This is a genomic window from Burkholderia sp. B21-005 (genome assembly GCF_020843965.1).
Taxonomy (GTDB): Bacteria; Pseudomonadota; Gammaproteobacteria; order Burkholderiales; family Burkholderiaceae; genus Burkholderia; species Burkholderia ambifaria.
Map to the genome: position 1 here is coordinate 3076066 of NZ_CP086301.1, position 14816 is coordinate 3090881.

Sequence of the window (14816 nt, forward strand, 5' to 3'; positions counted from 1 at the left end):
CTACTCCCTTCGTTTCGGTATTCGTCAAATAGGCCGTTCGGCGCGTTACGCGGCCGGCGCGAACAGCGCGTCGATGCCCGCCGCGTCGGCCGCCGCGAGCCAGCGGTGGCGCAGCAGCGTGTCGAGCATCGCGAGGCTCGCATCCATCGTCGCGCGGCCTTCGCGCAGCCAGCCGATCACCTCGGGCACACCGGCCAGCACGTGCTCGGCCACTTCGCCGTCCTGGTTGTGCGGCGCGAAGTCGCGCGGCAGCGGCAGGTCGTACACGAAGATCAGTTCGGACTGCGTGCCTTCCGGCAGCGAGCACAGCACCTGCACAGCCCGGCCCGCGATCGCGCGCGCCGCCAGTTCGGCCGGCATGCCGGCCTCTTCCCAGCATTCCTTCGTGAGCGTCTCGTGAACGCTCAAGCCCCAGCCAATGCCGCCCGCGACGACGTTGTCGAGCATGCCGGGGTCGGTGGCCTTGGTCGCGCTGCGGCGGCCGAGCCACATCTGCGGCGCGGCGGGCGAACCCGGCGCAGCCGCATATTCTACGATGCCGTTCAGGTGCACCGCATAAGTCTGCGTGCCGAAAAAACGCGACGCGGCGCGCTCGATATACGCGAGCGGCGGATCGTCGAAGCGGTTGCGGATCGCATAGATCTCGTCGCGCCAACCGGGAATCGCGCCTTCGGCCGCCAGCGCGCCGATCGCGCTCGCGAGCGCCATGCTGCGTGCATCGACCGTGTCATAGCGCGCCGACAGCACGACGCGCTCGTCGGTCAGCTCGAACACGTCGGGCCAGCGCTCGAGCTTCGCGACGTCCCGGCGACGCACCCAGCCGACCTGCTCGCCCGCGATCTCGAAACGCAGGTGCGCGAGCGGATCGAAGCGGCGCGCGGCCGCAATGCACGGAAACGTCATCGGGTTCAGTCCTTCAGCGCGACGCGAATGCCGATCGCGATGAAGGTCGCGCCGGCAATGCGGTCGAGCCACACGCCGGCCTTCGGACGGCGCTTCAGCCATGCGCCGATCGCGCCCGCGCCGACGCCGAACAGCGAGAAGATCGCGGCCGTCTGCAGCATGAACAGCGCACCGAGCTCGAACATCTGCAGCGTCACGCCCTGCGCGCCGTGCGGATCGACGAACTGCGGCAGGAACACGACGAAGAACAGCGTGACCTTCGGGTTCATCAGGTTGCCGATCACGCTCTGCCGGAAAATCGCGCGAAGCGGCTGCGGCGCACGCGCATGCGCATTCGCGAGGCCCTGGCTGCGCAGCGCCTTGATGCCGATCCACACGAGGTACGCGGCGCCCGCGAGCTTCAGCGCCTGGAACGCGACCGGCGACGAGCGCAGCACGGCCGCGACGCCGAGCGCCGCGAGCGTCGTATGGAACAGGATCCCGGCCGTGAAGCCGAGCGCCGCGACGAAGCCGGCCGCACGGCCCTGCGAGATGCCGCGTGCGAGCACCTGCAGGTTATCGGGACCGGGCGCGAACGTGATCGCGATCGACGTGGCGAGAAACAGCATGAAGTTGGGCATCGTGACCTCGTGGCGTAGGCCGGCGTTCAGTGACCGGGGAATTCGGTGACGGTATAGACGGGCAGCCCCGCGTTGCGCAGCAGCGTCGAGCCGCCGAGATCGGGCAGGTCGATGATCGACGCGCCCTCGACGACGACCGCGCCGAGCCGCTGCAGCAGGTTGCGCCCCGCCATCATCGTGCCGCCGGTCGCGATCAGGTCGTCCATGATGATCACGCGGTCGCCGGGGCGACACGCGTCTTCGTGGATCTCGACCGTCGCGCTGCCGTATTCGAGGTCGTAGGATTCCGAGCGCGTCTTGTACGGCAGCTTGCCGACCTTGCGGATCGGCACGAAACCGACGCTCAGCTCGTACGCGACGATCGGCGCGATGATGAAGCCGCGCGCGTCGAGCCCCGCGACGTAGTCGAGCTTCGCATCGACATAGCGTTCGACGAACAGGTCGACGAGGATGCGCAGCGCCTTCGGGCTCTGCAGCAGCGTCGTAATGTCGCGGAACATCACGCCCGGCTGCGGCCAGTCGGGCACGGTGCGGATCTGGCTGTGGATGAAGGCGACCGGATCGAGCGGTGCGCCCGACGACGAATGCGGCATGAAACTCTCCGAAAAAAACGGTGCGCGAAGATCGGGCACCGTTTCGAATCAATACGGGTCAGGTCAACGAAATCGCGACTCAGGCGACCGCGGCCGGCGGCTCGCGCCGATGGCGCGACAGCCGCTCCTCCGCGAGCGCGAGCGCCTCGGGCAGCCCGCGCAGCACGACGATGTCGCTCGCGCGCAGCTTGGTCAGCGGGTCGGGTTCGACGCCGCGAATCCCGTGCCGGCGGATCGCCGTGACTTCCAGCCCGAGCGCATACAGCCCGAGCTCCTCCAGCGAGCGCCCGACCGCGTCCGCGCGCGCGTCGACCGGCACCGATTGTAGCCGCACCTGCTCGTGATCGTCGTCGTCCGCGTCGTCCGCGCCGTGGAAATAGCCGCGCAGCAGCCGGTAGCGCTCGTCGCGCATCTCCTCGACGCGCCGCACGACCTTGCGCATCGGCACGCCGACCAGCACCAGCGTGTGCGACGCGAGCATCAGGCTGCCCTCGACGATTTCCGGAATCACCTCGGTCGCGCCGGCCGCGAGCAGCTTCTCGAGATCGGCGTCGTCGACCGTGCGCACGATCGCCGGCAGCGTCGGCTCCAGCTCGTGCACGTGGTGCAGCACGCGCAGCGCGGACGGTGTGTTCGCATACGTGATCGCAACGGCCGCCGCGCGATGGATACCGGCCGCGACCAGCGACTCGCGACGCGCGGCGTCGCCGAACACGACCGATTCGCCGGCCGTCGCGGCCGCGCTCACGCGATCGGGATCGAGGTCCAGCGCGACGTACGAAATGCCTTCCTGCTCGAGCATGCGCGCCAGGTTCTGGCCCGCGCGGCCGTAGCCGCAGATGATCACGTGGCCGCGCTGCTTGAGGCTTTGCGTCGCGATCCGCGTCATCTGCAGCGACTGCTGCATCCATTCCGTCGACGACAGCCGCATCACGATCCGGTCGGCGTTCTGGATCAGGAACGGCGCGGCCAGCATCGACAGCAGCATCGACGCGAGGATCGCCTGCAGCAGCGTCGAATCGACGAGATGCCGGTCGAGGATCAGGTTCAGCAGCACGAAGCCGAATTCGCCGGCCTGCGCGAGCCCGATGCCGGTACGCATCGCGACGCCCGGCGTCGCGCCGAACAGGCGCGCGAGCCCCGCGATCATCGTCCCCTTGAACAGGATCTGCCCGACGAAGAAGCCGAGCACGAGCAACGGGTGCTCCCAGATCACGCGCGGATCGAGCAGCATCCCGGTCGTCACGAAGAACAGCCCGAGCAGCACGTCGCGAAACGGCTTGATGTCTTCTTCCACCTGGTGACGGAACGGCGTCTCGGAGATCAGCATCCCCGCGATGAACGCGCCGAGCGCGAGCGACAGGCCGAAGCGGTCGGTGATGAACGCGGCGCCGAGCGTGATGAGCAGCAGGTTCAGCACGAACAGTTCCTGCGAGCGGCGCCGCGCGACCACGTTGAGCCAGCGCGTCATGAAGCGCTGGCCGATGACGAGCAGCAGCGCGAGCGCGATCACGATCTTGACCGCCGCGAAGCCGAGCGTGATCGCGAGATCCTTCGACGACTCCGCGCCGAACGCGGCGATCACGATCAGCAGCGGCACCACCGCGAGATCCTGGAACAGCAGCACGCCGAAGATGTTGCGGCCGTGCTCGGTCTCGATCTCGAGCCGCTCGGCGAGCATCTTCGACACGATCGCCGTCGACGACATCGCGAGCGCGCCGCCGAGCGCGACACTGCCCTGCCACGTGATGTGCACCCAGCGCTCGAACAGCGCGCCGAGCGCGACCGCGAGCACGAGCGTCACGACCACCTGCAGCAGCCCGAGTCCGAACACGAGCCGCTGCATCGCCCTCAGCTTCGCGAGCGAGAATTCGAGGCCGATCGAGAACATCAGGAATACCACGCCGAATTCCGCGAGGTGCTCGGCCCGCTCGAGGTCCGCGGCGATGCCAAGTGAGTGCGGGCCAACCAGGATGCCGACGGTCAGGTAGCCGAGCATTGGCGGCAGATTCAACGAGCGAAAGACGACGACGCCCACCACCGAGGCCAGCAGCAGCAGCAGGGTCATTTCGAGCGGGGAAATCACGGGCAAAGCGTCCTCGTTCGTCGGGGCCACGGCAATGCGGGCGCGGGTGGTGGCGGGGGGCAAGCGACCTCGGACGAGTCCGAAGGTGCGGCGCGGCGAACAAACGCCTTTGCTATACTCCGCGCATGATAGCGAAAATCAATGATGATCGGGCGCTCGCGCTCGCCCGCGACGTGCTCGACATCGAGGCGGACGCCGTGCGCGCGCTGCGCGACCAGCTCGACGGCGACTTCGTGCAGGCCGTCGCGCTGCTGCTCGGCTGCCGCGGGCGCGTCGTGGTATCCGGCATCGGCAAATCGGGGCACATCGCCCGCAAGATCGCGGCGACGCTGGCGAGCACCGGCACGCCGGCCTTCTTCGTCCACCCGGCCGAGGCCAGCCACGGCGACCTCGGCATGGTCACATCGGACGACGTCTTCATCGGCATCTCCTATTCCGGCGAGTCGGAAGAGCTCGTCGCGATCCTCCCGCTCGTCAAGCGGATCGGCGCGAAGCTGATCGCGATCACGGGCCGTGCGGAATCGAGCCTCGGCACGCTTGCCGACGTGAACCTGAACGCCGCGGTGTCGAAGGAAGCGTGCCCGCTGAACCTCGCCCCCACCGCGAGCACGACCGCCGCGCTGGCGCTCGGCGACGCGCTCGCCGTCGCGGTGCTCGACGCGCGCGGCTTCGGCTCCGAGGATTTCGCGCGCTCGCATCCGGGCGGTGCGCTCGGCCGGCGCCTGCTCACCCATGTGCGCGACGTGATGCGCTCGGGCGACGACGTGCCGCGCGTCGGGCTCGATGCCACGCTGTCGGACGCGCTGTTCCAGATCACCGCGAAACGGCTGGGCATGACGGCCGTGGTCGACGCCGACGGCCGCGTGGCCGGCATCTTCACCGACGGCGACCTTCGCCGCGTGCTCGCGCGCGAAGGCGATTTCCGCACGCTGCCGATCGTCGACGTGATGACCCGCGAACCGCGTACGATCGGCCCCGAACATCTCGCGGTCGAGGCCGTGGAACTGATGGAGCGCCACCGGATCAACCAGATGCTGGTGGTCGATGCCGACGGCGCGCTGATCGGCGCGCTGAACATGCACGACCTGTTTTCGAAGAAGGTGATCTGATGAGCGCAGCGCTGACTGCGGCCGAACGCGCGAGCCGCGTGAAGCTGATGATTTTCGATGTCGACGGCGTGCTGACCGACGGCGGCCTGCTGTTTACCGCGTCCGGCGACGCGATGAAGTCGTTCAATTCGCTCGACGGCCATGGCGTGAAGCTGCTCGGCGAGGCCGGCATCGCGACCGCGATCATCACCGGCCGCCGCTCCGAGATCGTCGCGGCGCGCGCGAAGGAAATGAAGATCGCGCACCTGTTCCAGGGTGTCGAGAACAAGCTCACCGTGTTCGCCGACCTGATCGCGTCGCTCGACATCGGCGCCGACGCATGCGGCTACATGGGCGACGACTGGCCCGACCTGCCGGTGCTGCTGCGCTGCGGCTTCGCGACCGCGCCGGCCAACGCGCACCCCGAAGTGATCGCCCGCGCGCACTGGGTGGCCGAGGCCCGCGGCGGCCACGGCGCGGTGCGCGAAGTCTGCGACGCGATCCTGCGCGCGCAGCGCCGCTACGACGCGCTGCTCGCGGCTGCCTGCGGAGCCTGACGGATGAACACGCATTTCCGCTGGACCCAGTTGCTGCCGCTCATCGCGGTCGCCGCGCTCGCGGGCATCACGTGGTGGCTGCTGCAGGCAACGCTGCCGCCGCCCGGCGAGGGCACCGCGCAGCCGAAGCGCCATACGCCCGACTATTTCGCGGACAACTTCTCGGTCACCGAGCTCGACCAGTCGGGCACGACCCAGTACCGGCTGACGGCCGCGAAGCTGATCCACTATGAAGACACCGACAACAGCGACCTGACCGATCCGGCCATGCGCGCATTCCAGCCCGGCAAGCCGGTCGTCACGACCACCGCGAAGCGCGGCACCGTCAACGGCGACGTGTCGATCGTCGACTTGTACGACGACGCGCGCATCCTGCGCGTGGCCGGCGGCGGCGATCCGCAGATGCAGGCCGATTCCCAGCATTTCCGGATCTTCGTCAATGACGATGTGATCAAGACCGAAAAGCCGGTTAAACTTCAGCGCGGCCTGTCGCTCGTCAACGCGACCGACGGCATGAAGTACAACAACGTCACCCGGGTCATCGAGCTTTACGGCAACGTGCGCGGCACGATTGCCGCGGCGGACACGTCCGGCGGCTCGAAAGGTCAATCCAGGTAACGCATCCCTCACGTGACTGCATGAACGAACCGTTCCCTCGACAGAATTCCGGCGGCGCTGCGCGCGCCGTCCGCGCCGCGCTCGCCGCGACGCTCGTGGCGCTCCCGCTCGTCGGGCTGGCGCCGCTCGCCCATGCCGAGAAGGCTGACCAGAACAAGCCGATCAACGTCGAGGCGGACAACCTCACCTACGACGACCTGAAGCAGGTAACGGTCGCGACCGGCAACGTCGTGATCACGAAGGGCACGATCATCATCAAGGGCGATCGCGTCGAAGTGCGCCAGGATCCGGAAGGCTATCAGTACGCGACGTCGTTCGGCAGCGGCAAGAAGCACGCGACGTTCCGTCAGAAACGCGAAGGTCTCGACGAGTACATCGACGGCGACGCCGAGCGCATCGACTACGACGGCAAGCAGGACCTGACGACCCTGACGACCGCCGCGACCGTGCGCCGCCTGCAGGGCTCGTCGACGATCGCCGACACCGTGCACGGCAGCGTGATCACGTACGACGGCCAGCGCGACTTCTACACCGCGAAGGGCGGCAAGGACGTCGCGGCGCCGGGCAATCCGAACGGCCGCGTGCGCGCGATGCTGTCGCCGAAGAGCGGCGGCCCCGGGCAGTTGAACGGCGCGCCGGCGAAGCTGTCGCCGTCGACCACGATCCAGGGAGCGCCGGGACAATGAACGCGCTACCGAACCGCCAGCCGGCCGGCACGACGAGCTCGCTCGTCGTGCGCAACCTGAAGAAACGCTACGGCTCGCGCACGGTCGTCAAGGACGTGTCGCTCGACGTGAAGAGCGGCGAAGTCGTCGGCCTGCTCGGCCCGAACGGTGCCGGCAAGACGACGTCGTTCTACATGATCGTCGGCCTCGTGCCGCTCGACGCGGGCGAGATCTCGCTGAACGGCAGCTCGATCAGCCTGCTGCCGATCCACAAGCGTGCATCGCTCGGCCTGTCGTACCTGCCGCAGGAAGCGTCGGTGTTCCGCAAGCTGACCGTCGAGGAAAACATCCGCGCGGTGCTCGAGCTGCAGCACGGCGACGACGGCAAGCGACTGTCGAAGGACGCGATCGCAGCGCGCACCGAGGAACTGCTCGACGAGCTGCAGATCGGCCACCTGCGCGAGAACCCGGCGCTGTCGCTGTCGGGCGGCGAACGTCGTCGTGTCGAGATCGCGCGTGCGCTTGCGACCAGCCCGAACTTCATCCTGCTCGACGAACCGTTCGCCGGCGTCGACCCGATCGCGGTGCTCGAGATCCAGAAGATCGTCAAGTTCCTGAAGCAGCGCAACATCGGCGTGTTGATTACCGATCACAACGTCCGCGAAACGCTCGGCATCTGCGACCACGCATACATCATCAGCGACGGTTCGGTGCTCGCCGCCGGCGCGCCGAGCGAAATCATCGAAAACGAAAGCGTGCGCCGCGTGTACCTCGGCGAACACTTCCGCATGTAACCTCCCCCTTTTATGGCTGGCTGCACCCCGCCCGGCATCGCCGCGCGGGGCTGCGCCCGCGTGCCCCGCGCGGCGGCCCTGCCCGCGGCCGGGCGCCGCGCCGCGCGTAATCGCCGATGGCTCAATGCGGCTCGGTCGTGGCAAACTGCCGGTATGACTCCCTCTCTGCCATGAAAGCCAGCCTTCAACTCCGCCTGTCGCAACACCTGGCGCTGACCCCGCAACTGCAGCAGTCGATCCGGCTCCTGCAACTGTCGACGCTCGAACTGCAGCAGGAAGTCGCGATGGCCGTCGCACAGAATCCGCTGCTCGAGAACGAAGACGAATGGATCTCGAGTCCGCTGCGTGTCGCGTCGGACGGATCGCTGATTGCGCAGGCGCCTTCCGGACAGAACATCGAGCCGGGCCCCGCGAACAGCAGTAGCCAGTCGAGCGATCGCGCCGAGCGCGACGAGCCGGCCGGCGCCGACGAATACGACGGCTACGGGTCGGGCGACGCCGGCGACGGCCCGCAGTGGAATCTCGACGAGTACGGCCGCTCGAGCGGCGCCTCGGACGACGACGACCTCCCGCCGCTGCAGGTGCAGGAAGCCGCGACGTCGCTGCGCGACCACCTGTCCGCGCAATTGCGCGTCACGCAGGCTGGCCCGCGCGATCGCGCACTCGTGATGTTCCTGATCGAATCGCTCGACGACGACGGCTATCTGACCGCCTCGCTCGACGAAGTGCTCAACGACCTGCCGCCGGAACTGGAAATCGACTGCGACGAACTGAATGCGGCGCTCGCGCTGCTGCACAGTTTCGACCCGGCCGGGGTCGGGGCCCGCTCGGCCTCCGAGTGCCTGAAGCTGCAGTTGCTGCGCCTCGATCCGTCCCCCACCCGCACGCTCGCGCTGGAGATCGTGTCGCAGCACCTCGAGCTGCTCGCCGCGCGCGACTTCACGCGGCTGCGCAAGCACCTGAAGGCGAGCGACGACGCGCTGCGCGACGCACACGCGCTGATCCGCTCGCTGGAGCCGTTCCCCGGCGCCGCATACGGCAAGGCCGAGGCCGACTACGTCGTGCCCGACATCATCGTGAAGAAGGCCGGCCAGGGCTGGCTCGCGGAACTCAATCCGGAAGTGATGCCGCGCCTGCGGATCAACAACCTGTACGCGAACATCCTGCGCAACAGCCGCGGCGATCCGTCGGCCGGATCGCTGAAGCAGCAGCTCCAGGAAGCACGCTGGCTGATCAAGAACATCCAGCAGCGATTCGACACGATTCTGCGTGTCGCGCAGGCCATTGTCGAACGTCAAAAGAATTTCTTCGCGCATGGTGAAATTGCCATGCGCCCCTTGGTTTTGCGGGAAATAGCTGATACGCTGGGCCTACACGAGTCGACTGTCAGCCGTGTGACAACAGGCAAGTACATGCTGACCCCGTTCGGTACGCTGGAATTCAAGTACTTCTTCGGGTCACACGTTTCGACCGACACCGGGGGCGCCGCATCGTCGACCGCCATCCGAGCCCTCATCAAGCAACTGATAGGAGCTGAAGACCCAAAATCGCCACTTTCGGACAGCCGCATTGCCGAGCTGCTGGCAGAACAGGGTTTCGTGGTTGCGCGCCGCACGGTTGCCAAGTATCGCGAAGCCCTCAAAATCCCAGCAGTGAATCTGCGCAAGTCTCTTTAGCCTGCTGCCTGCCCGGCGGCGGGCGTCTTCCGGCCACCGCGCACACGGGGGACAAGCCGGGCGACCTGTCCGCGAATTTGCCGTCACGTACGGCAAGGGCAAGTCGACCGGAGCGCCGCCTCGATGCGGCCGGGTGGTCACTCGCTTGGAGAAGCACTATGAACCTGAAGATCAGTGGACATCATCTCGAAGTCACGCCTGCAATTCGCGAATACGTGATCACCAAGCTGGACAGGGTGCTACGGCATAGCGATCAGGTGATCGATGGCACTGTGATCCTCTCGGTCGACAACCACAAGGAAAAGGACAAGCAGCAGCGCGCGGAAATCAATCTGCACCTGAAGGGCAAGGATATCTTCGTCGAAAGCGCAAACGGCAACCTCTACGCTGCGATCGATCTGCTGATCGACAAGCTGGACCGCCAGGTCGTCAAGCACATGGAGCGTCTGCAGACCCATGCGCACGACCCGATCAAGCTGCAGCCGTCGATCGACCAGATCGAACTGCCGCCGCAATAACGTTCACCGCAACACCCACGCCGCCCGGTTCGCCGGGCGTTTTTTTTGTGTCCGTGCGGCAGTGGTGCAACCGGTCCGTCCATGCCGCGCCACGCACGCGGCTGTGCTCTATAATGTCCCGGTTATCGCCGGGGGGCGTTGGGTGCGGTAGCTGCCTTGCAGGTTGCCGATGCCAAACGCCTTGATATCGCCGAACATGGAAAATCAGTCTGCCGCCGCAAGGAGACCCCAGGCCGCCCAATCGCCTGCCAACATGAATCGCCTAGCCAAAATCCTGCCCATAGAGAACGTCGTCATCGACCTCTCCGTCACCAGCAAGAAACGCGTCTTCGAACAAGCCGGGCTGATGTTCGAGAATCAGAACGGCGTCGCCCGCAGCACCGTCACGGACAACCTGTTCGCGCGCGAGCGCCTCGGCTCGACCGGGCTCGGCGAGGGCGTCGCGATTCCGCACGGGCGCATCAAGGGGCTCAAGCACCCGCTCGCCGCGTTCGTGCGGCTCGCCGACGCGATCCCGTTCGAAGCACCCGACGGCCAGCCGGTCGGTCTCCTGATTTTCCTGCTCGTCCCCGAGCAAGCTACCCAACAGCACCTCGAGATCCTGTCGGAAATCGCGCAACTGCTATCCGATCGCGACGCGCGCGAGCGTCTGCACAACGAAACAGATCTCGCCGAGTTGCATCGCGTGCTCACTCAGTGGCAACCTTGAGTTGATCCGGGCGGAATATTTTCCCGAACGAGGCGGCACGCGCCGCCGTCCAGGGCCGCCCGGCGCCGGTCCGGCATGGCGACGCCCGTCGCCGCGCGCATGCACCGGCTCATTGGAGTGACGAAAGTCATGGATACGTCCAGCATCAACGCCCAGAGCATCTTCGACGACAACGCGGCCACGCTGAAACTGAGCTGGCTGACGGGGCATGAAGGCTGGGAGCGCGGTTTTTCGGCCGATACCGTCGCCAACGCGACGTCGAGCGCCGACCTCGTCGGCCACTTGAACCTGATCCACCCGAACCGGATCCAGGTGCTCGGCGAAGCCGAAATCGACTACTACCAGCGGCAGACCGACGAAGACCGCTCGCGCCACATGGCCGAGCTGATCGCGCTCGAACCGCCGTTTCTCGTCGTCGCCGGCGGCGCCGCCGCGCCGCCCGAACTCGTGCTGCGCTGTACGCGCTCGTCCACGCCGCTGTTCACGACGCCGATGTCGGCCGCCGCGGTGATCGACAGCCTGCGGCTCTACATGTCGCGCATCCTCGCACCGCGCGCGACGCTGCACGGCGTGTTCCTCGACATCCTCGGGATGGGCGTGCTGCTCACCGGCGACTCCGGGCTCGGCAAGAGCGAACTCGGCCTCGAACTCATCAGCCGCGGCCACGGCCTCGTCGCCGATGACGCCGTCGACTTCGTCCGACTTGGCCCCGATTTCGTCGAAGGCCGCTGCCCGCCGCTGCTGCAGAACCTGCTCGAAGTGCGCGGCCTCGGCCTGCTCGACATCAAGACGATCTTCGGTGAAACCGCCGTGCGCCGGAAAATGAAGCTGAAGCTGATCGTCCAGCTCGTGCGCCGCCCGGACGGCGAATTCCAGCGGCTGCCGCTGGAAAGCCAGACGGTCGACGTGCTCGGCTTGCCGATCAGCAAGGTCACGATCCAGGTGGCGGCCGGCCGCAACCTCGCGGTGCTGGTCGAGGCAGCCGTGCGGAACACGATCCTGCAGCTGCGCGGCATCGACACGTTGCGCGATTTCATGGATCGGCAACGACTTGCGATGCAAGATCCCGACAGTCAGTTCCCCGGCAAGCTCGTGTAACTTCCCCGCGCCGGCCTCGCAGCGCCGACGCGTCGAGCCGGTGCTATGATGAAACGTCAGGATTCTCTGCTTCCCATGCGTATCGTCCTCATCACCGGCATCTCCGGCTCAGGCAAGTCCGTCGCGCTGAATGCGCTTGAAGACGCAGGCTACTACTGCGTCGACAACCTGCCGCCGCACGTGCTCCCCGAACTCGCCCGCTACCTTGCCGACGGCGGCCAGCATCGGCTCGCGGTCGCAATCGATGCGCGCTCGAGCGCGTCGCTCGACGAATTGCCCGGCCTGATCCGCTCGCTGTCGCTCGAGCACGATGTCCGCGTACTGTTCCTGAACGCGAGCACGCAGGCGCTGATCCAGCGCTTCTCCGAAACGCGCCGACGCCACCCGCTGTCCGGTTCGCCGTCGCACGACGCGAACATCGGGCTGCTGTCGTCGCTCGAGGAAGCGATCGAGCGCGAGCGCGACCTGGTCGCGCCGCTCGCCGAATTCGGCCACCAGATCGATACGAGTACCCTGCGCGCGAACGTGCTGCGCACGTGGGTCAAGCGCTTCATCGAGCAGAAGAACAACGACCTGATGGTGATGTTCGAGTCATTCGGCTTCAAGCGCGGCGTGCCGCTCGATGCCGACCTGATGTTCGACGTGCGCGCGCTGCCGAATCCGTACTACGACCATGAGCTGCGCCCGCTCACCGGGCTGGACCAGCCGGTCATCGCCTTTCTCGACGCACTGCCGATCGTCCACCAGATGATCGACGACATCCAAGCGTTCCTGATGAAATGGCTGCCGCACTTTCGCGAAGACAACCGCAGCTACCTGACCGTCGCCATCGGCTGCACGGGCGGTCAGCATCGCTCGGTATTCATCGCGGAAACGCTCGCCGCGCGCCTCGCGCACGATGCGAACGTGATCGTGCGGCATCGTGACGCGCCAGTGGATGTCGACGCGTCGTCGCGGCTCGTCACTGAGGTCGACCGACCTTAGCGACACCACCCTCTCACCGGCGCGCCATGTCCACCCTATCGACCACCCTGATCGACCTGCCGCTGTTTCCGCTGCACACGGTGCTGTTTCCCGGTGGCTGGCTGCCGCTCAAGGTGTTCGAGGCGCGCTACCTCGACATGTCCCGCGCATGCCTGCGCGACGACGCACCGTTCGGCGTGTGCCTGCTCAAGAGCGGCCCCGAAGTCGCGCAGGACGGCGCCGTGTCGGTGCCCGAGACCATCGGCTGCATGGCGCGCATCACCGAGTGCGACACCGGCGAATTCGGGATGCTGTACCTGGAGGCGATCGGCACGCAGCGTTTCGAGCTGCTGTCGTATCGTGTCCAAGGCAACGGGCTGTTGGTCGGGATCGCGGAGCCGCTGCCCGACGACATCCCGCTCGAAGGCGAGCAGGCGCTCGCGCAATTCGGCTCGTGCGCCGAGGTACTCGAGCGCATCATCGAAGCGCTGAAGAAATCCGAACCGGGCAAGCTGCCGTTCGCCGAACCGTTCCGCCTCGACGATCCGAGCTGGGTGTCGAACCGCCTCGCGGAACTGCTGCCGCTCGACCTGCGCGCGCGGCAGAAGCTGATGGAGTTTCCGGATGTCGGCGCGCGGATCGATGCCGTGCACCACGTGCTCGACCGGCACGGATGGCTGTAGGCATCGGCCACCCGGTCACATCGTAGCGTCGCAGCGGTGCCTACGCCGTGCGTCGCCCAACGGATGGATGCCCCGCGGCGGCCGGGCGTCGTCCCGAGCGCGCCCCGCCCCATCCCCTTTCGTTACAGCAGCGGCCCGCTCAGCGCATCGAGCAGCTTGCGCACCGGCGCCGGCACGCCGTACGCATCGAGCCCGCTTAGCGGCACCCACGCCGTCTCGGCATCCTGCGCGTGCGCGGCCGACAGCCCGCCGTTCGTCATGTCGCTCAGCCGCGGCTCGATCTCGAGCCGGAAATGCGTGAACGTGTGCGTGAACGGAGCGAGCGGCACCGGGCCGCCACCGCCGAAGCCGCGTGCGAGTGCCGCAAGTGCGGCATCGCCGTCCGCCTGCGGCAGGCACCACAGGCCGCCCCAGATGCCGGCGGGCGGACGCCGCTCGAGCAGCACGGCGTCGCCGTCGCGCAGCACGAGCATCCAGGTCTTGCGCGTCGGCACGGCCTTCTTCGGCCGCGCGGCCGGCAGTTCGCGCTGGCGGCCCGTCGATTGCGCGACGCAGTCGCCCGCGAACGGACAGCGCGCGCAATCCGGTTTGCCGCGCACGCACAGCGTCGCGCCGAGATCCATCAGCCCCTGCGTATAGGCACTCACGTCGGCCTCGTTCGCGGCATCCGGCAGCAGCGATTCGGCCAACGCCCACATGTCGTTCTCGACACGCTTCTCGCCCGGAAAGCCTTCGACACCGAACACCCGCGCGAGCACGCGCTTCACGTTGCCATCGAGGATCGTCGCGCGCGCACCGTACGCGAACGACGCGATCGCCGCGGCCGTCGAGCGCCCGATGCCCGGCAGTTCGGCGAGCGCGTCGGGCGTCGACGGGAATACCCCGCCATGCTCGGCGACGACGACCTGCGCGCAGCGGTGCAGGTTGCGTGCGCGCGAGTAGTAGCCGAGGCCGGCCCACAGCGCCATCACGTCGTCGGCCGGGGCGGCCGCGAGCGCGGCGACGTCGGGAAAGCGTTCGAGAAAGCGCAGGTAGTACGGGATGACGGTCGATACCTGCGTCTGCTGAAGCATGATTTCCGACAGCCAGATCCAGTACGGATCGCGGGTGTTCTGCCACGGCAGGTCGTGGCGGCCGTGCATGCGCTGCCATGCGATCAGGCGCGTGGCGAACGTGCGGTGCAGCGGCGTGACGGGGAATGGAGCGGGAGCAATGCGGGGCGGCTTCAAGTGTTCGAATCTTTGA

General features: G+C 67.3%; 16 protein-coding genes. 11 read left to right on the forward strand and 5 right to left on the reverse strand.

Translation table 11 applies throughout. The features are described from left to right. Positions 1–45 precede the first annotated feature (45 nt). From LMA02_RS14325 to LMA02_RS14340, 4 genes are all read right to left on the reverse strand, one after another. The gene (locus tag LMA02_RS14325) at positions 46–903 is read right to left on the reverse strand and encodes an NUDIX hydrolase (protein WP_228905724.1); all 858 of its coding nucleotides are present in this window, start codon (positions 901–903) and stop codon (positions 46–48) included. 5 nt (positions 904–908) lie between these two features. Continuing rightward, the gene (locus tag LMA02_RS14330; RefSeq protein ID WP_212120918.1) at positions 909–1523 is read right to left on the reverse strand and encodes a LysE family translocator; all 615 of its coding nucleotides are present in this window, start codon (positions 1521–1523) and stop codon (positions 909–911) included. Positions 1524–1549: 26 nt separating this feature from the next. After that, positions 1550–2116: an adenine phosphoribosyltransferase gene (locus LMA02_RS14335; RefSeq protein ID WP_228905725.1), complete on the reverse strand. Its 567-nt coding sequence runs from the start codon at positions 2114–2116 to the stop codon at positions 1550–1552. Positions 2117–2195: 79 nt separating this feature from the next. Continuing rightward, the gene (locus LMA02_RS14340; RefSeq protein ID WP_228905727.1) at positions 2196–4202 is read right to left on the reverse strand and encodes a cation:proton antiporter; all 2007 of its coding nucleotides are present in this window, start codon (positions 4200–4202) and stop codon (positions 2196–2198) included. A gap of 125 nt (positions 4203–4327) precedes the next feature. Here LMA02_RS14340 and kdsD point away from each other — a divergent pair, with 125 nt between their 5' ends. From kdsD to LMA02_RS14395, 11 genes are all read left to right on the forward strand, one after another. Then, the gene (kdsD, locus tag LMA02_RS14345; RefSeq protein ID WP_166723797.1) at positions 4328–5311 is read left to right on the forward strand and encodes an arabinose 5-phosphate isomerase KdsD; all 984 of its coding nucleotides are present in this window, start codon (positions 4328–4330) and stop codon (positions 5309–5311) included. Continuing rightward, positions 5311–5847, forward strand: a complete 537-nt coding sequence (locus tag LMA02_RS14350) for a KdsC family phosphatase (protein ID WP_228905728.1) — start codon at positions 5311–5313, stop codon at positions 5845–5847. Before kdsD ends, LMA02_RS14350 begins: the two co-directional genes overlap by 1 nt. A 3-nt stretch (positions 5848–5850) precedes the next feature. Continuing rightward, entirely contained in the window at positions 5851–6465 is a 615-nt protein-coding gene (gene lptC, locus LMA02_RS14355) for an LPS export ABC transporter periplasmic protein LptC (protein WP_228905730.1), read from the forward strand. A 20-nt stretch (positions 6466–6485) separates the two neighbouring features. After that, positions 6486–7151: a lipopolysaccharide transport periplasmic protein LptA gene (gene lptA / locus LMA02_RS14360; RefSeq protein ID WP_228905731.1), complete on the forward strand. Its 666-nt coding sequence runs from the start codon at positions 6486–6488 to the stop codon at positions 7149–7151. Then, positions 7148–7924, forward strand: a complete 777-nt coding sequence (gene lptB / locus LMA02_RS14365; protein ID WP_166723800.1) for an LPS export ABC transporter ATP-binding protein — start codon at positions 7148–7150, stop codon at positions 7922–7924. Before lptA ends, lptB begins: the two co-directional genes overlap by 4 nt. 170 nt (positions 7925–8094) lie before the next feature. Continuing rightward, positions 8095–9600 (forward strand): RNA polymerase factor sigma-54, encoded by a 1506-nt coding sequence (locus LMA02_RS14370; protein ID WP_228905732.1) that lies wholly within the window; start codon positions 8095–8097, stop codon positions 9598–9600. A gap of 158 nt (positions 9601–9758) precedes the next feature. Then, the gene (gene hpf / locus LMA02_RS14375; protein WP_006477786.1) at positions 9759–10118 is read left to right on the forward strand and encodes a ribosome hibernation-promoting factor, HPF/YfiA family; all 360 of its coding nucleotides are present in this window, start codon (positions 9759–9761) and stop codon (positions 10116–10118) included. Between the two features lie 169 nt (positions 10119–10287). After that, on the forward strand, positions 10288–10827 hold the full coding sequence (locus LMA02_RS14380) for a PTS sugar transporter subunit IIA (protein ID WP_006752627.1): 540 nt from the start codon (positions 10288–10290) through the stop codon (positions 10825–10827). A gap of 129 nt (positions 10828–10956) precedes the next feature. Beyond that, positions 10957–11925 (forward strand): HPr(Ser) kinase/phosphatase, encoded by a 969-nt coding sequence (hprK, locus tag LMA02_RS14385; RefSeq protein WP_010090664.1) that lies wholly within the window; start codon positions 10957–10959, stop codon positions 11923–11925. 75 nt (positions 11926–12000) lie between these two features. After that, a complete protein-coding gene (gene rapZ, locus LMA02_RS14390) occupies positions 12001–12909 on the forward strand; it encodes an RNase adapter RapZ (protein WP_228905733.1) in 909 nt (302 codons plus the stop codon). Between the two features lie 26 nt (positions 12910–12935). Continuing rightward, positions 12936–13571 carry an LON peptidase substrate-binding domain-containing protein gene (locus LMA02_RS14395; RefSeq protein ID WP_228905734.1) on the forward strand — a complete coding sequence of 212 codons (636 nt, stop codon included), beginning with the start codon at positions 12936–12938 and terminating at the stop codon, positions 13569–13571. Positions 13572–13693: 122 nt separating this feature from the next. On the opposite strand, the gene mutY is transcribed toward LMA02_RS14395, so the two are convergent. Then, a complete protein-coding gene (mutY, locus tag LMA02_RS14400; protein WP_228905735.1) occupies positions 13694–14800 on the reverse strand; it encodes an A/G-specific adenine glycosylase in 1107 nt (368 codons plus the stop codon). Between the last annotated feature and the right edge of the window lie 16 nt (positions 14801–14816).